Raw genomic sequence first — 21,073 nt, 5'->3', positions numbered from 1 at the left:
AAGACAGGGTATTTTTTATAACATGACGTGTTTTCGTTGGGAGACTGATCGTTCGTGTTGAAAGAATTGCTGTTACAATTCTTTATTACGCTAGTACCTGCCTTTGCCTTTCAGTTATGGCATAATTCTAGCCGCCATTGGCGGAGAATTCCCGTTATTATAGGGCTGTCCAGCTGTATTGCGATGGCATTGTGCATGTTGTTTACGAAGGACTATTACGGCTGCGAACTTAATTTTCGGCTAATGCCTTTGTTAATCGGTTCTTTATACGGCGGACCATACTTTTTATTGCTGCTGAGCGGCGTATATACGGCACTAAGGATTGAATCACTCGACAGTATGGGAGAGACGGTTGTGTTTCTCTCCTTCATGCTTGTCTACGTTGTCTTTATGCCGTCCATTATAAAAGCGTTCCACCGGTCGGACCGGCGGCGCAAGATCAGCATCGTCATGAAGCTTATCGTGGGGATGTGCGCGTTTGTTATTTTGTCCTTCACGGTTGCCGTCATTACGACGGGGATGCCGGTCGATCTTGAATTTGTGCTTCTGGCACTTCTTACTCTAGCGATGACGGTGTTTTCCTCTTGGATTTCGGTGTATACGATTGAGACGTTTAAAGAAAACGCTCAATTGCATTACGATGTGAAGCGGGTGTCGCAGAGCTACCGGCAGGAAGTGGAGAAGCTTGAGCAATTTATCAATCAGACGAAGATTGCGGTTGTTCTGGTTAACCAATACGGCAAAATCACGCATCTGAACGAGATGGGGGTTCAGATGCTCGCTGGCGGACAACATATCGTCGGCCAATATTTCTACGAGTTTTTTGATGACGGGCTTGAGAACTCCAATGCGAAGCTGCTGCGCGAGGCGCTAAACGGGCAAAGTCTTGTTCATGAGTATCCGCAGGTGGAGAATGGAAGAACGCTGCTGAAGACCGCCTTTTGTATCCGGAACCTGCAAACGGATTCCATAACGGGGGCGGTCCTCACCGCGCATGACATAACGGAGCTGGCGCTGCTGCGCAGCGAGGTTGGCAGGATGGAACGGCTTAGCCTGATCGGGCAGATGGCGGCGAGCATTACGCACGAGATCCGTAATCCCATGGCGGTTATCCGCGGCTTTGTGCAACTGATGCGGGAACGGAGCCCGGATAATCAGCAGGCTTATTACGGTATCGTGATGGACGAGCTGGACCGGGCGAATACGATCATCAGCGATTTCCTGTCCTTGGCCCAGAACCGGGCGCTTACGATGGAAGCGGGTTCGCTGCATGATATTATCCGGGAAATGATTCCGTTATTAAATGCCGATGCCAATCTGCGGGGGCAGACGATCGAGGTTGAGCTGTGCGATTTTGTGCCTGCCATTCAACTGAACGAGAAGGAGATCAAGCAGCTGCTACTGAATCTGGCCCGCAACGGGATGGAGGCGATGAGCGAGAAAGGCCGCTTGTCCATCCATACGGCATACATAGAAGAAAAAGAGGAGATCGTCCTTCGCATTCAGGATCAAGGCGTGGGTATCTCCGACGAGCAGAAGCAGCGCATCTTCGATCCTTTCTTCTCGACCAAGACGCAGGGAACGGGCCTTGGTCTTCCTTTATGCGTCAGCATTGCGGAGCGTCATAACGGACGCATCGACGTTGAATCCGAGCAGGGCGTCGGAACGACGTTTATCGTTTCGTTTTTCAAGCATTCGGCCTAAGGGAAGAGGAAACATAAAGCTTGTGCCGGACGCGCATACTATCGTAGTTCGTACAATCAGCTATATACGGGAGGACGACTACGATGGCGAAAAATAAACAAGGCAACTCGATAGAACAAACTCAGCAAGCAAGCAAAAATAAAGCCGGAGCAGCCGAACCAGGCGAAGCCGGCTACGATAAGAAGCTGGACGGGCCGAACCGCCCTTCGATCTAAAGGAACGGGCGATGGGCAAGGGCAAAGGGGACGATCCGTCGCTTGATCCGTTCGAAATCTCCTTTCTTCCGGAATTCCGCGAGGGAAGAGGCCCGCGCGAGCCGTTCGTCAATGAGCATGGCGTAGTGATTGGCGATCATGATTACGATTCGCCGAATTCGCCGCTTAATGAATGGAGCACCGATACGGATCCGGCCGTTATGGCCGGCGATCAGTGGGTCCATCCTTTTAAGGATATCGGGTTTCTAACCGCCGAGAACCGGGACTATTTCGAACGGGGAATCGCGCCCCAGTCGGGGATCTTTATGCATCAGGACAAAAACAGCGCCTACCGTGCGGGGGAACCTGTTCCAGACTCGGAGGAAGCGCCGCAAAAGCAACCGGAGTGACATTGCTTCGGTTGCTTTATTTTCATGGCCGGCGGTATAATAGTAACTAAATTTAGGTTATTACAAAGGAGAGTGTTTTCAAATGTCTATGTCATTTGAGAGATATATGCTGGATATGGTTCAACCTATGCGCGATGATCTGACCCGGATCGGGATTAAAGAGCTTCGCACGCCTGAGGAAGTTGCGGATGCGATTCCAGATGCAAAAGGAACTACGCTTGTCGTTGTTAACTCGGTTTGCGGCTGTGCGGCTGGTCAATGCCGTCCGGGCGTAGCCGAAGCGCTGCAGCACGATATTACGCCGGATCACCTGTATACCGTGTTTGCCGGTCAAGATAAAGAAGCAACGGCGAAAGCGCGCGAGTACTTTGCTCCGTATCCGCCGTCTTCGCCTTCTATCGCTCTGATGAAAGACGGCGAGCTGGTTCATTTCATCGAACGCCATCAAATCGAGAATCGTTCCGCTGCTGAAATCGCGGCTGATCTGACTGAAGCTTTTGACCGTTACTGCCGTTAATCGGCAGGTGGAGTAGGGGGAGCCTGGGCTATGAGTTTACAACAGGAAATAATCGAGCGTTTCGGCGTACAGCCGGAGATTGATCCCGCTGCGGAGATCCGCAAGCGCGTCGACTTCTTGAAGGAGTACGTGAAGAAGTCCGGTACAACGGGCCTTTTGATTGCGATTAGCGGCGGGATCGACAGCGCGGTTACGACTGGCCTCTGCAAGATGGCAACGGACGAATTGTCTGCCGAGACCGGCCGGGAGTATATGACGCTTGGCGTGTTTCAGCCTTACGGGGAGCAGGTCGATATAGAGGACAGTTATGCGACGGCGGAAGCGTTCCAGCTGAAGCATAAGGTGGAGACGAATATCGGCGAAGCGGTGGACGAAATCGCGCTGGAAACCGAGCATGCGCTTAAAGCGATCGGGATTCACCGCCATCTGAGTCGCGGCGGCAAAGGAAACGTAAAAGCAAGAACGCGGATGGTTGTCCAATACGCGCTTGCTTTTGATCTCAACCTGCTTGTTGTTGGCACGGACCATGCGTCTGAAGCCATCACCGGCTTCTTTACGAAATGGGGCGACGGCGCGGTTGACATTACGCCGCTCAGCTCGCTGAACAAGCGCCAGGTCCGCCAGCTTGCAGGCGTGCTTGGCGTGCCTCAGAGCATTCTGGATAAAGCGCCAACCGCCGGACTTTGGGAAGGGCAGACCGACGAATCGGAGCTTGGCATTCTGTATGACGAGAACAGCGCTTATCTCGAAGGCAAAGAGATCGGAGCGGAAGCGAAAGCGAAGCTCGAGAAGCAATATTTGCGTACCGAGCATAAGCGTTCCCCGATTCCGGGGATCTGATCCAAGCGATGATAGCAGGGGTCGGACATGATGTTACGGATATGGACCGGATCGAGGCGCTGCTTGCGAGCAAAGCCGGAGCCCGGTTCCTAGACCGGATATTGACGAGTCGGGAGCGGGATCTGGCCGGCAGCTACGAGGGCAAGCGTCTGGCGCAATTTGCGGCGGGGAGATTCGCGGCGAAGGAAGCCGTAGTGAAGGCTTTGGGCTGCGGGATCGGAGCCAAAGTCGGGTTTACCGATATCGATATTTTGCGCGGACCCGAAGGGAAGCCGGAGTGTACGTTGTCCGGCAGTGCTTGGGAGAGGCTTGAACTGACGCCGGAGAGGCATCGCATTCATATTACGATTACTCACGATCGCGCGATTGCGTCTGCGGTGGCGATTGTGGAACAGACGGCATAGAGGAATGAATAGAAAAGGCTGATCGGTAAGTGGCTGTTTAAGCTGGATACCGGTTCAGCCTTTTCGTCTGCATGATTTACTCTTTTTTCTTGCCTGCCAGCCAGGCTGCGAGTCCCGCAATCTGCTCGTCCGTCAAACGATCCTCGAAAGGCGGCATCGAGGATCCCCCCTTCTTGATCTGCTCGACGATTTCGGGCTCGGTCATGCGTGCGCCTACCTGTTGAAGATTCGTTTGCGTTCCCATCCGCCCCTGCAGATCGGAGCCGTGACAGCTGACGCAGTTCGCTTTATATACAGCTCCGGTCTTCCCGGGAGCATCCATATGGCTGGTTGAGATCGCGGAGCCGGAACCGGAACCGCCACTGCCGCAGGCAGCGAGAAGTACGGCGAGAACGGCGGATACAATTAATCCTTTTGCTAGCATGTTTTTCCTTCTTTCTTGTAACTTGGCTATAATGAATCCAACATAATGATAGAACTTCCAATATGATTTTATCTTTATTGCTTATATAATAGAGTAAATAATTTGCGAAAGCCAGACAACAGGGGTAGTCATGGATACGAAAATACAGATATTACAAAGACAATTCGATCATTTGAAGATCGACGTTATTATGGCTGCTTATTCGGAGAGGGAAGCCGGCTGGTTGAACAACAATGATGAAATCGATTATTACAGGGTTTTCTATTTAATGGAGGGACATGCCGTTCTCGAGACAAAGGGAGTAGGCTACGATCTGATACCGGGCAGAATTTACGTGCTTCGCCCAAAGCAGAAAGTTAGTTATAATATTGCTATCAAGCAAACGATTAAAGCCTATTGGTGCCATTTCCGTATTCGGAATGCCGACGATATGAAGTTTATGAAGCTTCCGAAGCTTCCTTTTTCTTCATCCGTTGCGATTCAGGACGAGTGTCATGTGGTTGGAATTATGCAAAAAATGATTCAAGCGCAAGAGTTTCCGACCGTATCGACCAATCTCAGGCTGCATTCCGGCATATTGGAGCTGATAGCGTATCTATTGGATCATAGCTCCTGGGATGATTTGAACGATGCTTATTTTATAGGCAATGAGGTTGGAAAAGAAAAATGGGATGATGTTCTCTTATACATCGAACAAAATTTGCATCATAACATTCAAATCGAGGATTTGGCTAAAGTCGCCTATCTTCATCCCAATTATTTGATTACCTCCTTCAAATCGATAATGGGCTGCTCGCCGATTCAATACGTGACCGAGCGGCGTCTTGAGCTGGCCAAAAAGCTGCTTAAGGAGACGGATTTGCCGATATCCGAAATTGCCGGCAAGGTAGGGATGCTGAATCATTACTTGCCAAGGCTGCTTAAGCGCCATACCGGAATAACGCCTAAGCAATACCGCCGGTTTATGAAGCTGGAGCTTCCGAAAGCTCTGGGGGCTGCCGAACACAAAGAGGTGAACAACTAGACAAATGGAAGCGATTTATAAGGAAGAGGCAAAGGCTTACTTCAGCCGCGAGCTGCTTACCTGGTACCGGAGAATCAAGAGGGACCTGCCGTGGCGGATGAATCAGGATCCATACCGCGTATGGGTATCGGAAATTATGCTGCAGCAGACCAGGGTGGACACGGTAATTCCTTACTACGAGCGGTTTATGAATAAATTCCCTACGGTACGCGCCCTTGCCGAAGCGCCGGAGCCGGAAGTGCTGAAGTGTTGGGAAGGACTCGGTTATTATTCGCGCGCCCGCAATTTGCAGGCCGGCGCACGAGAGGTCGTCGAACGGTACGGCGGAGTTGTGCCGGATGACAAAGCGGCGGTGGCGGGACTTAAAGGCGTCGGCCCTTATACAACCGGCGCGATTATGAGCATTGCCTTTAACCGGCCGGAGCCTGCGGTAGACGGCAACGTCATGCGGGTTCTGTCGAGGTACTTCTGCCTGGAGGACGATATTGCGAAGCCTGCGACACGCGTTAGTATCGAAAAGCTTGCGGGATCGCTCATTCCGGAAGGGGCTGCCGGGGATTTCAACCAGGCGCTTATGGAGCTTGGGGCGCTTGTCTGTACGCCAAAAGCGCCAAGCTGCCTGCCATGTCCGGTAATGGAGCATTGCGAGGCGCGTCTTGCCGGCCGCGAAACGGAGCTGCCGATCAAGACGAAGGCGAAGCCTCCTCGTCCGGAGAAGCGGGTTGCCGCGATTATCGCCGGTACGGGCGCGAATGAAGGCAAGATTCTGGTGCGTCAGCGTCCGGAGACCGGATTGCTCGCGCAGATGTGGGAGCTTCCTCATTTGCTTGTGCCGAAGGAACAGGAAAAAATCGTTGATGCCGCTCCCGAGACAGACGGCAGTACGGCGGCTGCGGGCGAGTGGCTGACGCGGTCAATGGAAGAAGAAACGGGTCTCTTGATCCGACCGGAGCGCTGGTTTATGGATGCGGATCATGTATTCAGCCATATTCACTGGAAAATGAGAATTTACCTGGCTGACCTTGGTGCACTAGCGGGGGCGGCAGCAGCAGCTGCCGGTTCAAGCCTGGCTGCGGAGACTGCAGCCGCTTACGAAGCAGGCGGCAAGCAAGGCGAATACCGGTGGATTGGTCCTGAGGATATGGACACATTGGCTTTTCCGAATTTATTCATTCGCATATTGCGGGAATATTGGACGTAAAGGGGACGGTTGAGATGAGTAAGATGCTGGATTTGCTGCTTGAGCACAAGATTGTGGCGATTTTGAGAGGCATTGAAGACCATCAAGCTGACGCTGCCGGACAAGCCATGATTGACGGCGGCATTCGTCTGATGGAAATTACGATGAACACGCCCGGCGCGGCCGTGATGATCGAGCGCTGGCGCAGCCGCTTTGACGGACAGGCTGCTGTAGGGGCGGGTACCGTGCTGGATGCGGAGATGGCGAAGACGGCCGTTGCCGCCGGCGCGCAATTCCTGATCTCGCCGAATCTCGATGAAGAAGTCATCGCCTACGGACAAGAAAGAGGAGTTTCGGTCTGGCCGGGCGTTATGACCCCTACGGAAATCGTAAAAGCTTGGAAGGCCGGCGCCGAAGCGGTAAAGCTGTTCCCGATGGGAACGCTTGGTACCAAATACTTATCGGAAATCCGCGGACCGCTTGATTCCATACCGATTATGGCCACCGGCGGCGTAGATCTGCATAATATCGCCGATTATTTCGCCGCGGGTGCCAATGCCGTCGGAATGGGCGGCAAGCTGCTTAATCTCGACTGGGTGCGCGAGGGCAGATTCGATCTGATAACGGGTCGCGCGCGCCAGTTTGTTGAGGCCGTAAGGAAGCTGTAGCCGTTGCCGAATATTAGTTTGCCCGAAGATGGCTGTCCAGCCATAGCTTGGCCTGCTCCAGCATCTTGAGCGTGATCTGATGGTTGACTCCACCGTACTCGACCATACGGAGACGCTCGGGAGCGGCGCAGGCCTTTTTATCCATAAAATAACGCTGGCTGTGAATCGGTACCGTTGTATCCTCTTTTCCGTGCAGCAGCAACAATCCTCTCTCATCCTCAAAGGTTAATAAAGAGATCGGATCATGCTTCGCGAGAGCGGCACGTTCTTCTTCGCTTAAGGCCGGCTTTCCGGCGTATTTCAGATACGATTCGTAAAATTCCGTCCACGCGCAGGAGCCGTTAATGACGACGGCTGCCGCAATATCCGTATTTTTCGCGAATGCTCCCGCTGCCACGAAACCTCCAGCCGAATGGCCGATAATGCCGATTTTGCCGCCGCTTGGCCCGCCAAGCTGTTCAGTCATTTCCACGGCTTCCTTGGAGCCTTGCAGAACAATCTCCAGGAAGGTCTGTTCGAGTACGGCGGGATCCGCGTAATTCAGAGTGCCCCGATAGCCGTGATGGAGGAGCTCCGGAACGATGACCGTATAACCCCAGCCCGAAACGATGGATGCGAAAAATAAATAGCTCTCCTGCGTGGAGCCCCATCCATGATATAAAAGGACGGTTCCGCCCGATTGCCCGATGGTATCGACCTGCAGACAGTCGACGCCGGCAAGACGGACTAGCTTATGATTAGTGCCGCTCATTCTTTTACTGCCCCCGTTCTTATGTAAGCTCACCTCATTAGACTACCATGCTCTCCCTATAAAAACAAAGTGCCTGCGGCACGGGGCCGCAGGCTGCAAGAGAGAAATATAATAAAGGGGGGTCATGTCTATTAGTATAGATTGCGTAAATGAAAGGAGTCTGAGTGCAGTGTTACAAGAACATTACAATGCCGTGACTCTATGAGCATTTACTCAGACAGGGCCAAGAAAAAATAGATTTCTTTCATTTGGAAATATAGTTCTTTCATTTTCTAAACGGCTAAGGATGGACGATCCGTTTTCCTTAACCGGAGGTTGCTGCCGACAATCCCGCTCAAAATAATGAGAACGCCAATCCACTGCGGCAAGCTAATCGGTTCCGCGAGCACGAAAGCGGAAAGAATAACGACAACCGGCAGTTCGGATGCGGTCAGAATCGTTCCTAACCCCGAACCGACATGCGGCATGCCAATCGAGAACAAAAGGGGAGGAAGCACGACCCCGAATACGCCTAGCGCTAATCCGTAAGGGAATAGCCCCGTGACGATATGCCAATCCAATAAAAAGGTCGGCGGCAATACGATAAATATCGTGATAACGCCGCCCGTGGAAAGAAGCGCGCTTTTTAAGAGGGGAGGCGTTGATCTTTCGACCGTGCTGCTGAGAAACACAAAAGCTGAAAAGGTCAACGCGGCAAGCAATCCCCACAGGCATCCCGTCCATGACAGCGACATGTTCTCCTGAAACAGAATATTGGCGGCTAGAATGGAACCGAGCAGCGTGAGCGTTATGGACATCAGCTTGTTTTTCGTCGGTTTTTTCTTAAGCAGCAGCCACTCCAGCAACGTTCCGATCCAGACGAATTGAAATAAAATGACGATAGCAAGCGAAGCATTAAGCGTCTGCAAGGCTTGATAATAAAAAATGCCCGTTAATCCAAAAGGTATTCCGGATAACATTAGTTTAAAGGTTTGTTTGCGGGTTGGCGCTTTCCTGTTAACGAGCAGTACGATCAGCCAGCTCAGGACCGCCCCGAAAAGATACTGGCCGCCGGTTACCGCGGAGACGGAAAAGCCTGCCGCATACGCCAGTTTTACAAAAGTGGACAAGACCCCGTAACAGCAGCCTCCCAAACATACGATTAACGCGTAATGCCATAATTTCATGATGATCCTCCTTTTTTGAACGCAAAAAACCACACAAATGACGCGTACCGGCAGTACGGGCCTTTGTGTGGCGAAAATAGAGATTGCTCTCCAGAAAAGTCCACAGCTTCCCTAATGAGTTTTAGTATTGACGTTTCGGTTACCAGTATAAAAACAGATCCCAAGCGTTGTCAATGTTTAATTCTTCCGAGGACGCGAAGCAGCAGGAATAGAGGCAGCCGCGGATTTTTCCGTTTCATGTGCGCGTACTTCCAAGCATGCTTATCGATTTGTTTGAGCTCCCAGCTTTTATGCTTCATCTGCTCTTCAAAGAAAAAAGGATGGTCTAACAACTCAGTCACTTCCCTTTACGATTAAGTTGATCGAACGAATGTTTCCATTATAAAAAAAGAAGTATGACAGCATCCTGTCACACTTCTTTATAACGGTTTAACATTTTTCCAATTTTTTCTTTGATCCGTTGCCTAAGCGCAGGCGGTTCCAGTACAAGGGCGTCCTCGCCAAAACCAAGCAGCTTCTCGATCAGCCAGTCCGTGTCGATTGCCTGAGTAATCGTCAGCGTAAGCGTGCCGTCATCGTTAAACTGCTTCTCGTCCAAATAAAACTCATCCAGCACCCTTGCAAGCGAACCGCCCGTGAAATGAATGATGGCATGGCTTATCTGCTCCTGCTCCTGGCCGCCGCCGCCGGTGAGAACATCTTCGGTGTGGATGTTATGCTCACGCTGGAAGCCTTCCGGCAAGGTCAGCAGCTCCGACATTCTAGTTAGCTTAAACACCCGATAGTCATCCCTGGAGCGGCAGTAGCCGTACAAATACCAGGCGCCATATTTAAACAGGAGACTAACAGGCTCGACGACGCGGTCCTGACGTTCATCCTTCGCATTCGTATAATGGAATTGGACGAGCTGTCGGCCGTTTATGGCGGAGTGGAGCGCGCGAAGATGGGCCGTGTACGATCGCCAGCTGCCAAGATCCATCGTCAGGCTTGGAGCTCTGCCGTTATCGGTCTGAACAGTCTTCAGCCGATGAATCGTCTCATGGGCCCGCTCATCCTCGAATATGGTAGTCGTGCTCTTGAGAAGAGTAATTAGCGAGGCGATATCATCGGAGCTGAGCAGGCTTTTGTCCATCTTGTATTCCTTCATAATGCCGTATCCGCCGTTAACGCCTTGATAGGAGACAACGGGAATGCCCGCCGCGCAGATCGCTTCGATGTCCCTGTAGATGGTTCTTTGCGAAACGCCGTATTTGCACGACAATTCCGAAGCGGACACGACTTCATTATTAAGCAGCATATAGATGATCGATATCAATCTTTCCAGCTTCAAAACATACTCACCGCCCTATAGTATTGCGCTGTTAAGATCGTAGTGCACGGGGATTCGTTTGTCTATAAAAAATAGCCTCGGCCGGATAAAGGCCAAGGCTATTCGATTTAACGTTAGAAAGGAAGCTCGATGGCAACCTCGCGTTTGGCGGCGGAGGAGCGGAGTACTCCGTCAATAATGGCTTGCTGAATGACGATCTGCGAGCCCGGAATAGGGGCGGGACGTCCTTCGCGCACGGCTTCGGAGAAATCCCTCACCTTCTCGTTGAAGAGGTTAAGGTCGGTATTCGTAACCGGAATCGGCGTTTCAGTCTGTTTGCCCATAAAGTCATGGAACAGCTTCATCTCGCCGACGCGGCCATCCCATACGCCGGACCAATTGCCCGTTCCGTAAGGATTCACTTTCAGTCCGCCTTCCGTTCCGAGGAACATGGTGGAGCCAAGCGTATCCATATGCATAGCCCAAGAGATCTTGAATTGAAGCACCAGATCATTCTCGAAGCGTACAAGCGCTACTCCAAAATCCTCAACCTCGAATTTGCTCGCTTCCGGATGATGAACGGGATTCGTGCCGAAATAATTGGACGTATAAGCCGATACCGTAAGCGGCTTCGGATAACCAAGCGCATTAAGCGCCATATCGAGCGAGTAGCAGCCGATATCCGCCATAGCGCCGGCTCCGGCGAGCTGCTTGCTGATAAACGTGCCTCCCGGCATGCCGCGTCTGCGGCCGCCGCCGGTCTCCACGTAATAGACCTTGCCGAGCTTGCCGGATTGGACGATTTCGTTAACGACCTTCATGTTAGGGTCGTAACGGGGCTGAAAACCGATTGTCAGCATATTACCCGTTTCGTTCGCGACTTGAACCATATCGATCGCTTCTTCCAAGGTAACGGACATCGGCTTTTCGAGCAGAACATTTTTGCCTGCGCGCAGCGCGTCAACGGTGGTTACGTGATGGGAGGCATTTGGCGTGCAGATGCTGACCCCGTCCAGATCAAGCTCAAGGAGCCTGCGGTGATCGTCGAAGCCGATGGCTCCCGGCAATTGCTCGCGCGTAACGAATTGATCTGCTTTGCCCGGAATGACATCGGCAACGGCGACAATCTCAACGTCGTGAAGCTGTTTGTAGGCTCTTACGTGAGCAGAAGCGATACCGCCGCTGCCGATAATTCCAATACGTTGCATTTTTGACATGAATCCAATCCCTGCCTTCTCATGAACTGTGTATCGGAAGCCTGATATTACTGCAGATTGATTTTTCTGATCTTCTCCATAGCAATCTTAGGCTCCCGGTTAATCGTAAGCAAGCCGTTAACCTCCTGCTGCACGTCCGTAATTTGCGTATAGCAGAATCCGCTTACATAATCGAGATTCTTGATTGCTTGGGTAATTCCTTCATAACGGGCCAAAAATTCTTCTTCATTTTTTACTTGGTTGCCGTAACCCCAGCCGGATTCGCTCGTAAATGCGATGCCGCCGTACTCACTGATGATCACCGGCTGGCCTTTGTAGCTGTATCCGTTAGCGAACGGATAGCGGTGTTTGTCATGCGCGAAATCATTGCTGAGCAAGGCGTCCTTGTCCTTGTATCTGGCTTCGAGCACGGAGCCCAGCTCCTCGTAGTCATGAAGCGTAATAATATCCGAAATCGTATGCTCCCAGCCGTCGTTCACGACTACAGGCCTCATCTGATCGTAGGACTTGGTTAAATGATAGATCGATTCGGTGAATTGCTGCTGCTTCCGGTCGGTGAAGATTTGTCCGATTCCCCATGATTCGTTAAACGGAACCCACGTCACAATGGAAGGGTGGTTGTAATGCTGGCGGACAACCTCCATCCATTCCTTCGTGAACCGGTCTACGGCGTCGTCTCCGAATTCGTAAGTGGCGGCAATCTCCGACCAGACGAGAAGGCCCTTGCGGTCCGCCCAGTACAGGTATCTCGGATCCTCGAGCTTCTGGTGCTTGCGCACGCCGTTGAAGCCAAGCGCCAAGGTTTTATCGATATCCTCGATAATGGCTTCTTCGGAAGGCGGAGTCAGATGCGTATCTTCCCAATAGCCTTGATCGAGCAGAAGGCGTTGGTAGAGCGGCTGCTTGTTGAGCAGGATGCGGTCGCCTTTAATCTGAATGCGGCGCATGCCGAAGTAGGAGTATACGGTGTCTACCGGCTGGCCGTCTTTCTTCAGAACAACTTCCACATCGTACAGGTTCGGATGATTCGGATGCCAGGAATGAATTTTCCATTCGTTGACGTCGTTCATGACGCTTAGCTCCACTTTCAAGAACTTGCGGTCAACATTGGTTTCCGAGGAGCGGATCAGTTTCCCGTCGTAACGAATAACGGTCTGGAGCGTCAAGCCGTCGAAGGAACGTACCGTGCTGCCAAGCTCGTATTCGAACGTAACCGCTGCTTCTTCCAGCTTTGGCGTAATTTTAGCTCTGTTCACATGGTTGCCGTCGACATATTCCAGCCAGACGGACTGCCAGATGCCGGTTGTCTGCACGTACCAGCAGCCGTAGTTCTTCTCGATCCAGCGCTGCTTGCCGCGCGGCTGCATCGTGCTGTTGCTGTCTTCCACGCGGAGCGTGATGCGGTTTTCCCCGCCAATCTGCACGGCATCAGTAATATCAAAGGAGAATGCCGCATAACCGCCTTCATGCGAGCCGATATACACGCCGTTTACCCACAGCTTAGCCAAATAATCAACGGCCTGGAAATGGAGGATAACGCGTTTGTCTCCCGTTTCGGCCGGGATTGCAACATTCCGCTCATACCATACGCATGGATGGAAGGTTTCCTCGCCGATACCGCTGGCTTTGGTCTCATATGTAAACGGGACTTGAATCGTACGGTCCGCATCCAGCTTGCTGTACCATTTGCTGCGTTCGCCTTCAAACGAATCATCGAAGCGGAAGCCCCATTCGCCGTTTAACAATTGCCATTCGTCGCGTACCCACTGCGGACGCGGATAATCCTTCACATACTTGTGCGTACTAGCCATAATCTTCTTTTCTCTCCTTTTAGTTAACCGTTAGGTTAATTTAATAATGAAATTAAGATGATTCTAGTTCATATTATGTGGAAGGTTCGTTCTTATGTCAATACAAAGGTTAATTTATTAATGTTATAGTTAATTAATAATCCGATGTTGGTAGATAGATAAACTTTTACAAAATATGCTAGTATGAAAAAGGACTATCTTAAAGCGGAAGGAGACCCGAGTGATGATGAAACAACTTATTGTTGGGGATGCCGAGCATGAACTGACGATTACGCGGCGTATTCTGGAGCGCTTGCCTGATGAGCATATGGCGTGGAAGCCGCATGAAAAATCAATGACATTAGGCGGACTTGCCACGCATTTGATCAACCTGTTGAACTGGCAGGCTGCTATTTTACATTCCCTGGAGCTTGACATGTCCACTGTATCGGGGCGGCGGGAGGCTTTGCAAAAGCGCGAAGACGTGCTGTCGGAATACGATGCCAATGCGGCCAAGGTTATCGGGTTGATAACCGAATGCGACGAGAACAAGCTTAGCGAAGAATGGACGCTGCGAAACGGTGATTATATTATTCTGCGGCAGCCGCGTGCAATGGCGCTTCGCACCTTCGGATTAAGCCACATGATTCATCACCGTGCCCAGCTTGGGGTATATTTGCGGCTCCTGGATATTCCGGTTCCCGGCCTCTATGGCCCTTCGGCGGATGAATAAACCAACGGTTATTATAGTGAACGGATTCCCTGGAGCCGGAAAAACAACGCTCGCAGAGCGGCTGTCCAAGGATTTGAAGCTTCCCTTGCTGTCCCGGGACGGGATCTACGAGACTCTGTTTGACGCTTTGGATTGCAAGACGCACGGCTCTCCGCCGCTCTTGGCGCCGGCCGCTTTTACTTTTCTTTATTCCTTCGCGGGTAAGGTGCTGGCTGCCGGACAATCGATTATTATCGAAGGCTTTTTTGGCCGTCCGGAACTAAGAAGCGCGGAGTTTCTAAAGCTGAAGCGGGAGTATGACTTCGAGCCCTTCCAAATCATGTGCAGAGCCGATGGACGGGTACTCTTGGAGCGCTATTATGCGCGTATGGGATCAGCGGATCGGCACAAGGGCCATAATGACAAGGAATGGATCGAACAGCAGGGCAACAAGGAACGGCTGTTGAACGAGACGCTTGTGCCATTGTCTATTGGCGGGACGGTCGTTGAGATTGATACGGCGGCAGGGTTCGATTATGAAAGTTTGCTGAAGCAGATCCGCTCCGGATAAGAGAATAGAGGTTCAAAAAGCCGCGTGCATCGCATCGCGGCTTTTTTTGCGTTCTTAACGGACACATCCGCAATAGTCGGTGTTACGGTTAAAAAAACGTTTTCTTATTTAAAGACTTCGCGTTAAAAATTCAATAAGATAGGTGTAACGAGTACTCGGAAATAGTTAAATCCCCTTTTCAAACGGAGGCTATTATGGAACGCATCATCGCCGGAATGGAGCGGCTATCGCCCTTTGTCCGCTCTGTAAAAATAACGAGATCGGACTACCTTGTGGGCGAATGGGTAGATTACGATCACGTGTATACCTATATCGAACAAGGAGAAGCCGAGATCCTGCTGGACGGCGTCCAGTATCGGTTAAAGGCAGGGGAAGCTATCCTTTTTCCGCCGATGAAGCTTCATTTTATCCGGTCCGCGTCCAGCGAGCCTTTGGTTCAGTACATCTTTCATTTCGATTTATTCCATTGGGAGGATCAGAGCAAGTGGCAGGAGACCGGTGTTTCCAAAGGGCAGCAAGTCGAGATAAAGCCGGAAGAAGAGCTGTTATCGTCGCTGTATCCTATCTCGTTCATTCATCCGGCCCATAGACTAGAGGTGCACAAAAGATTTCATATCCTTCATCAGGAGTTTCTGAGCAAACGCCCTTACCATCAGCTGTTTATGAAGTCGCTGGCGCTGGAGCTGCTCATTTACTTCTTAAGAAATCAGCACATGTCCTACGAAGGGAAAGGCAAGAAGACAAAAGGCTGGGCATCTATCGAAAAAGCCGTTCTTTATATTCAACAGGAGTTTGCCAATCCCCGGTTAGATCTGGAACAAATCAGCCTGCAGGCCGGGGTATCGACCAATCACTTATCGTATCTCTTTAAGGAGCAGCTTGGAGTTACTATTCATAAATACGTGACTTATGTTCGGATCGAGGAAGCAAAAAGCAAGCTGCTTGAGGGTAACCTCTCTATTACTCAAATATCGGAAACGGCTGGCTTTGCATCCATCCATGCATTCAGCAGAACATTCAAAGCTATTGCCGGTTTGACAGCCAGTCAGTTTATTGAGGCATATTCGACAAGCGGCAGGGCAATGTCCAAGGAGGAGATTAATAATGAATAACAAGAAAGTCGTCTTTACCGCCCCATGGCAGGTCGAGTTTCATGAGGATGCCTTCCATATAGCAAAGCTGGGGGAGCGCGAGTTATTGGTGAAGAAAAGATTTACTTTAATCAGTCCGGGAACGGAGCTGGCCTGTCTATCGGGTAATGAGGGATGGTTTGCCATGCCGGGAATTCCCGGTTATTCTTCCGTAAGCGAAGTCATCGGGATTGGCGAAGAGGTGCAGGGTTTTAAGCCGGGCGACTATGTGTTTCACTATGGAGACCATAGCTTGTACTCGGTCATTCCGTCAGGCGGAATACTTTTGAAAGCGCCGTCAGACCTGCCCCTTCACTGGGTGCCGTTCACCCGAATGGCTTCCGTAGCGATAACGTCTATTCGGGTATCCGAGATTGAGCTTGGCGACTATGTGGCCGTAACCGGTTTAGGTCTAGTCGGGAATATGGCCGCGCAATTAGCCTCTCTGCAAGGCGCTTCCGTGATCGGAATCGATTTATCGGGACCGCGACTGGAGGCGGCGACAGCATCCGGAATCGGGCATGCATTGCCGTCAGACCCCAAGGTTCATGAGCATATAAACGAAATTACAGGCGGAAAAGGGGTATCGACGCTAATAGATGCCACAGGAATTCCAAAGGTCGTAACGGAAGGGCTGCCATGGGTTGCGAAATACGGAGAGGTTGTGCTGCTCGGAAGTCCACGGGGCGAATATCAAGGGAATATTACGGAGCTGCTGAACTATATTCATTTGGACGGACAAGGCTGCTTAACGTTTAAAGGCGCTCACGAATGGAGATTCCCCGTTGAGCCTGACGCGTTTGTGAAGCATTCCTTAACCCGGAATTCCCAAATCGTATTTGAGCTTATGAAACGCAAAAAACTGGCAATAGAGCCGTTAATCAGTCATATACTAAAGCCGGAACAAGCCGTTCAAGCCTATGAAGGGCTTAGAAACGACAAAGATCATTATCACGGGGTATTATTCGATTGGTCCTAAAAAGGATAGGAGGTTTGATAACGATGCCTAATCTTCCGGTCGCCGTACAGCCTTACACCGTCCGTGATCAACTGGACAAGGATTACAGGGGGGCGTTAACAAAAATAGCGGAGATTGGCTACAAAGCGATTGAGCTTGGGCCGCCTCCAGTGGGAATTACCGTTGCCGAGCAAAAATTGCTTCTGGACCAGCTTGGGTTAAAAGTGATCGGTTTCCACTCCTCGCTGGAGCAGCTTGAATCGGATCCGGACAGCGTAGTTCAATATTTGGAAGAGGTAAATGCAGAAAAGTATGCAGCGTTGTCCCTCGGCTTCGAATCTAAGGAAGATTTGCTCGCGAAGGCCGGCAGGCTGAATGAGATAGGCGAACGATTGGGGCAAAGCGGCGTACAGCTTCTATACCATAATCATGATTGGGAATTCAGGAAATTCGACGGCGAATACATACTGGATATTTTGCTGCGGGAGACCGATCCTTCCTATGTGAAAATGGAGCTCGATACGTATTGGGTTCATCGCGGGGGCTTGAATCCGGCGGAATATCTGCTTAAGCTTCGCGGGCGTTGTCCGTTGCTGCATATCAAGGATGCGGAGGCTGGTGAAGAAGCGTTTTTTGCGGAGATTGGCGAGGGCGTATTGGATTTTGAAGCCATCTTCCGAGCGGCCGAGGAGATCGGGACAAAGTGGCTTGTGGTTGAGCAGGATTTGTGCCGCAGAGATCCGCTTGAAAGTCTGGCGATCAGTTACGGCAACCTGTATAAATAGTACGACGCGGGGAACAACGGTGAGTATCCGATGCTGCGGCATTTCGAACGGGATCGTCACGATAAAGTGACGATCCCTTTGTTCGTTCATTTTGGCAATGGGGAAGCGATAATCACTTCTATATTGTGGTCTTGCAGAAGCTTATCGAAAGGAGCAGGCGGATTAACGTCCGTAATAAGCAGATCGATAGCGTCAAACGAGCATACGCGGTGATACAGGCTTTTATCGAATTTGGCCGAATCGGCCAGCATGATGACCTGATTCGCTCGTTTAATCATTTCCCGCTTGAGGTATGCTTCTTCCTCCGTTGGGGTGAACAACCCTTCGGCCGTAAGGCCGCATGTGCCGAGAAAAAGCTTGTCTACCCGGATGTCGTTCAGCATCTCGACCGTACGCGGCCCAAAGGCGTACCGGTGCCAGGCATTAAGCATGCCGCCAAGCAAATGGATGGCGATTTGCGGCTTGTCGCAGAGCACGCCGGCAACGTCGATCGAGTTCGTGACAACCACATTTTCCGTTGTGGACATAAATTCGGCGACATATTGCGTTGTGGTTCCGGTATCCAGCATGACATGCTCTCCGTCCCGGATAAGGGAGGCGGCCGTCATCGCGATGGTACGCTTGCTTCCTGCTTCAGTTAATCGGTCTTTGTAGCTGCTCACCGATTTGGTCATGGTCGAGAGAATCGCTCCGCCCCTCACGCGGACAATCAGGCCACCGGCTTCCATCTTGACCAGATCGCGCCTTGCGGTATCGTAGGATACTTCGTATAAGGTGCAGATATCCTCCATGCTAATTTTCCGGTTCAGCTTCATATAATCAACGATTGAGTTAATCCGTTCCTCTTGCGTCATCTTTTGCCCACCTTATTTGTCCATTCTTCTTCCATTATAAGCAACGGTACTTTTTAATGACAAGCAAAATACGGAGAATGTGCATGTTTCACTTGCTTAAAATTGGTTTATATAATTTTAATAATTATATTTATAAGTGAAATAATTAAATTGGCATTGAATTGCCGCATGTCATCTTTTATACTGGTTGAGACAGGACAGAGAACGGAGAGGGAGTGCAGAGCATGAGTAAGGTTAAGGTTGGATTGGTTGGCTTCGGATTATCGGGGCAAGTTTTCCACGCTCCACTTATACAATCGATTGAAGGAATGGAAATCGCAAAGGTAGTGTCCAGCAATCCCGAAAAGGTAGGACAATACTTGCCGGACACGGAGGTTATCGTCTCGCTTGCAGAGCTTCTCGCCGACGAAAGCATCGATCTGGTTGTGATTACATCGCCTAACCAGACGCATTATACCTTTGCGAAGCAAGCCTTGCTTGCGGGCAAGCATGTTGTTGTGGAGAAGCCGTTTGTTATTTCGTCGGAAGAAGCCGATGATTTGATCGAGACGGCACGGCAGCAAGACAAGCTGCTTAGCGTCTATCAGAACCGGAGATGGGATAACGACTTTCTTACCGTCAAGGGCCTTATCGAGGCCGGGGAGCTGGGAGAGATCGCATCCTACGAAGCGCATTATGACCGTTACCGTCCGGAAGTATCCAATAGATGGAGAGAAACGGCGGGTCCGGGCTCCGGCATGCTGTATGACTTAGGCTCGCATTTGATCGACCAGGCCCTGCATCTGTTCGGGAAGCCGGATACCGTATATGCCGATCTTATGGCGCAAAGGGCAGGCTCCGAGGTGACGGATTATTTCCACCTGATTCTGAGCTACGGCACGAAAAGAGTTATCCTGCACAGCGGTTCGCTTGTGTTGCAGCATGGTCCCAAATTCCAGGTGCATGGCAGCAAGGGCAGCTTTATCAAATACGGCCTGGATTCGCAGGAGGACATGCTGCGCAAGGGCGGCTTGCCGGGTCAGCCGGAGTGGGGCATGGATCGGGAAGAGCGGTACGGCGAGCTGACGGTAACGGTTGATGGCAAGACGGAGACCGGCAAGGTGAAGACGCTGCAGGGGAGCTATGAACGCTTTTACGAGGGAATGGTTCAGGCGATTACGGCGAATAAACCAGTACCCGTTGCGGCGGAAGATGCCAGAAACACGATTAAGATTATTGAGCTGGCCATTCAAAGCAGCGAGGAGAAGAAGGCTTTGCCTTTCCGGTAGAATTAAAAGTGCTTGGCATGAGATTGATCATGCCAAGCATTTTTTTTAGCGAATACATTGAAACCACTTTTTTACAAGATCGTATTGTAGTAAAGTAATTTTACCTATACTAGGAAGATAAGCACATAATGGAGGGAACTTTGTAAAGTGGAATCGGACAGGAATAAGGACAGTTTTTGGAGTTTATTGAAAAAAGGGAATACGTCTTCGGCAACGGCGGCAGTCGGGAATACGGCAGTGGCCATCGTAAAAGGCGTAGCTGCGGTGATGACGGGAAGCGGCGCGATGTTTGCCTCCACCATGCACTCCATTGCGGATGCGGTGAACCAAGGCTTCGTATTCGCGGGCAGCGTGCTTGCCGAGAAAAAGCCGACGCAAAGATTTCCGACCGGATTCGGCCGTGTAATTAACCTGTTTTGCATGATTGCGGTTATTGTCGTTACGGTTATGGCTTACGAAACGATCAGAGAGGGCTTTCACTTGCTGGCCCACCCGTCGGAATCGCATGGCTTCTGGATAAACTTTATTATCCTGCTTATCTCCATCGGCGTTGACGGCTTTGTTTTACATAAAGCAATGAAAGAAATTGTTCATGAATCGCGTTCGGAGGCGAAAGGTCTTGCCATTGTTGGGGCGGCGTTCAAGAATGTCGGACGGGCTGCACCTCCGACGCGCCTCGTATTTTATGAAGATCTGGTTGCCACGACCGGTGCGTTTCTTGCGCTGATTGCCGTCGTTGTCACCTCGCTTACCAGCTTCACGCTGCTGGATGGCGTGTCGACCATATTGATCGGGCTTCTTATGGTGGCGGTGGCATTCCGCGTAGGCTACGATAACATGGTTGGCCTGATTGGCGTGGCTGCGCCGCGCGAAGTCGAAGAGAAGGTTGCGCAGTTGATTTTCTCCCATGGGGAAGTAACCGATATTTATTCGATGCGAATTTTGCAGGAAGGCCGCTATTACCACGTTGAAGGTCTAATCGAGCTGAAGCCGGGGATGACGCTTGCGGAAGCCGATGATATCAAGTTTAAGGTGAGAGACACGCTTTTGCTTGATCCGGCGATCGCAGACGTTACGATAGGCATTATCGAAGATAACGGAGTCCGCAACTGGCAGCCGCAAGAGGCTGGCGTATAAACAATGGAAGGCGCTGTCCCGGGGGCAGCGTCTTTTTCTTTACTCCTCTCTGGAGATAGG

General features: G+C 51.1%; 23 protein-coding genes. 16 read left to right on the top strand and 7 right to left on the bottom strand.

The window, feature by feature from the left end; genetic code table 11:
- The first annotated feature begins 54 nt into the window (after positions 1–54).
- The 6 genes from ACR9FF_RS24910 to acpS all read left to right on the top strand — a co-directional run bounded on the left by ACR9FF_RS24910 (position 55) and on the right by acpS (position 4,069).
- On the top strand, positions 55–1,704 hold the full coding sequence (locus tag ACR9FF_RS24910; protein WP_435165909.1) for an ATP-binding protein: 1,650 nt from the start codon (positions 55–57) through the stop codon (positions 1,702–1,704).
- Positions 1,705–1,787: 83 nt separating this feature from the next.
- Positions 1,788–1,919 carry a hypothetical protein gene (locus ACR9FF_RS24905; protein WP_268960376.1) on the top strand — a complete coding sequence of 44 codons (132 nt, stop codon included), beginning with the start codon at positions 1,788–1,790 and terminating at the stop codon, positions 1,917–1,919.
- An 11-nt stretch (positions 1,920–1,930) separates the two neighbouring features.
- Positions 1,931–2,308, top strand: a complete 378-nt coding sequence (locus ACR9FF_RS24900) for a DUF3905 domain-containing protein (protein WP_127491826.1) — start codon at positions 1,931–1,933, stop codon at positions 2,306–2,308.
- An 82-nt stretch (positions 2,309–2,390) separates the two neighbouring features.
- Positions 2,391–2,825 (top strand): BrxA/BrxB family bacilliredoxin, encoded by a 435-nt coding sequence (locus tag ACR9FF_RS24895; protein WP_127491824.1) that lies wholly within the window; start codon positions 2,391–2,393, stop codon positions 2,823–2,825.
- A gap of 30 nt (positions 2,826–2,855) precedes the next feature.
- A complete protein-coding gene (gene nadE / locus ACR9FF_RS24890) occupies positions 2,856–3,665 on the top strand; it encodes an ammonia-dependent NAD(+) synthetase (protein ID WP_127491822.1) in 810 nt (269 codons plus the stop codon).
- 8 nt (positions 3,666–3,673) lie between these two features.
- On the top strand, positions 3,674–4,069 hold the full coding sequence (acpS, locus tag ACR9FF_RS24885) for a holo-ACP synthase (RefSeq protein ID WP_201008161.1): 396 nt from the start codon (positions 3,674–3,676) through the stop codon (positions 4,067–4,069).
- Positions 4,070–4,145: 76 nt separating this feature from the next.
- On the opposite strand, the gene ACR9FF_RS24880 is transcribed toward acpS, so the two are convergent.
- Positions 4,146–4,493 (bottom strand): c-type cytochrome, encoded by a 348-nt coding sequence (locus tag ACR9FF_RS24880; protein WP_127491818.1) that lies wholly within the window; start codon positions 4,491–4,493, stop codon positions 4,146–4,148.
- 130 nt (positions 4,494–4,623) lie between these two features.
- On the opposite strand from ACR9FF_RS24880, the gene ACR9FF_RS24875 reads away from it, so the two are divergent.
- From ACR9FF_RS24875 to ACR9FF_RS24865, 3 genes are read left to right on the top strand one after another with little or no spacing between them, the layout of a single operon-like run.
- Positions 4,624–5,517, top strand: coding sequence for a helix-turn-helix transcriptional regulator (locus ACR9FF_RS24875; RefSeq protein WP_127491816.1), 894 nt, complete (start codon positions 4,624–4,626; stop codon positions 5,515–5,517).
- 4 nt (positions 5,518–5,521) lie between these two features.
- Positions 5,522–6,718 carry an A/G-specific adenine glycosylase gene (gene mutY, locus ACR9FF_RS24870; RefSeq protein ID WP_435165901.1) on the top strand — a complete coding sequence of 399 codons (1,197 nt, stop codon included), beginning with the start codon at positions 5,522–5,524 and terminating at the stop codon, positions 6,716–6,718.
- Between the two features lie 14 nt (positions 6,719–6,732).
- The gene (locus ACR9FF_RS24865) at positions 6,733–7,365 is read left to right on the top strand and encodes a bifunctional 4-hydroxy-2-oxoglutarate aldolase/2-dehydro-3-deoxy-phosphogluconate aldolase (protein WP_435165898.1); all 633 of its coding nucleotides are present in this window, start codon (positions 6,733–6,735) and stop codon (positions 7,363–7,365) included.
- Between the two features lie 13 nt (positions 7,366–7,378).
- Here ACR9FF_RS24865 and ACR9FF_RS24860 read toward each other — a convergent pair whose 3' ends face one another.
- The 5 genes from ACR9FF_RS24860 to ACR9FF_RS24840 form a co-directional block, all read right to left on the bottom strand.
- Positions 7,379–8,116: an alpha/beta hydrolase family protein gene (locus tag ACR9FF_RS24860; RefSeq protein ID WP_435165895.1), complete on the bottom strand. Its 738-nt coding sequence runs from the start codon at positions 8,114–8,116 to the stop codon at positions 7,379–7,381.
- A 272-nt stretch (positions 8,117–8,388) separates the two neighbouring features.
- Positions 8,389–9,282, bottom strand: coding sequence for an EamA family transporter (locus ACR9FF_RS24855; protein ID WP_435165892.1), 894 nt, complete (start codon positions 9,280–9,282; stop codon positions 8,389–8,391).
- A 409-nt stretch (positions 9,283–9,691) separates the two neighbouring features.
- Positions 9,692–10,612: a helix-turn-helix transcriptional regulator gene (locus ACR9FF_RS24850; protein WP_435165889.1), complete on the bottom strand. Its 921-nt coding sequence runs from the start codon at positions 10,610–10,612 to the stop codon at positions 9,692–9,694.
- Between the two features lie 113 nt (positions 10,613–10,725).
- Positions 10,726–11,808, bottom strand: coding sequence for a Gfo/Idh/MocA family protein (locus tag ACR9FF_RS24845; RefSeq protein ID WP_435165887.1), 1,083 nt, complete (start codon positions 11,806–11,808; stop codon positions 10,726–10,728).
- Positions 11,809–11,855: 47 nt separating this feature from the next.
- Entirely contained in the window at positions 11,856–13,619 is a 1,764-nt protein-coding gene (locus tag ACR9FF_RS24840; protein WP_317980031.1) for a glycoside hydrolase family 2 protein, read from the bottom strand.
- Positions 13,620–13,842: 223 nt separating this feature from the next.
- Between ACR9FF_RS24840 and ACR9FF_RS24835 the strand changes: the two genes are divergently transcribed.
- The 5 genes from ACR9FF_RS24835 to ACR9FF_RS24815 all read left to right on the top strand — a co-directional run bounded on the left by ACR9FF_RS24835 (position 13,843) and on the right by ACR9FF_RS24815 (position 17,754).
- Positions 13,843–14,331, top strand: coding sequence for a DinB family protein (locus ACR9FF_RS24835; protein WP_435165883.1), 489 nt, complete (start codon positions 13,843–13,845; stop codon positions 14,329–14,331).
- Positions 14,324–14,881: an AAA family ATPase gene (locus ACR9FF_RS24830; protein ID WP_435165880.1), complete on the top strand. Its 558-nt coding sequence runs from the start codon at positions 14,324–14,326 to the stop codon at positions 14,879–14,881. Before ACR9FF_RS24835 ends, ACR9FF_RS24830 begins: the two co-directional genes overlap by 8 nt.
- A 194-nt stretch (positions 14,882–15,075) precedes the next feature.
- A complete protein-coding gene (locus tag ACR9FF_RS24825; protein WP_435165877.1) occupies positions 15,076–15,993 on the top strand; it encodes a helix-turn-helix domain-containing protein in 918 nt (305 codons plus the stop codon).
- Positions 15,986–16,990: a zinc-dependent alcohol dehydrogenase gene (locus tag ACR9FF_RS24820; protein WP_435165874.1), complete on the top strand. Its 1,005-nt coding sequence runs from the start codon at positions 15,986–15,988 to the stop codon at positions 16,988–16,990. The genes ACR9FF_RS24825 and ACR9FF_RS24820 overlap by 8 nt, the downstream gene beginning before the upstream one ends.
- Positions 16,991–17,013: 23 nt before the next feature.
- Complete coding sequence (locus ACR9FF_RS24815) at positions 17,014–17,754, top strand: sugar phosphate isomerase/epimerase family protein (RefSeq protein WP_435165871.1); 741 nt, start codon at positions 17,014–17,016, stop codon at positions 17,752–17,754.
- Positions 17,755–17,840: 86 nt separating this feature from the next.
- Here the strand turns inward: ACR9FF_RS24815 and ACR9FF_RS24810 are convergent, their stop codons facing one another.
- Positions 17,841–18,608: a DeoR/GlpR family DNA-binding transcription regulator gene (locus ACR9FF_RS24810; RefSeq protein WP_435165868.1), complete on the bottom strand. Its 768-nt coding sequence runs from the start codon at positions 18,606–18,608 to the stop codon at positions 17,841–17,843.
- A 224-nt stretch (positions 18,609–18,832) separates the two neighbouring features.
- Here ACR9FF_RS24810 and ACR9FF_RS24805 point away from each other — a divergent pair, with 224 nt between their 5' ends.
- Entirely contained in the window at positions 18,833–19,876 is a 1,044-nt protein-coding gene (locus ACR9FF_RS24805; protein WP_435165865.1) for an oxidoreductase, read from the top strand.
- A gap of 147 nt (positions 19,877–20,023) precedes the next feature.
- Entirely contained in the window at positions 20,024–21,013 is a 990-nt protein-coding gene (locus ACR9FF_RS24800; RefSeq protein WP_201008859.1) for a cation diffusion facilitator family transporter, read from the top strand.
- Positions 21,014–21,073: the final 60 nt, after the last annotated feature.

This window comes from Paenibacillus glycanilyticus (assembly GCF_051200795.1).
Taxonomy (GTDB): Bacteria; Bacillota; Bacilli; order Paenibacillales; family Paenibacillaceae; genus Pristimantibacillus; species Pristimantibacillus glycanilyticus.
Note: the sequence above shows the minus strand (reverse complement) of the source record. Positions and strands in the feature narration are given on the sequence as shown.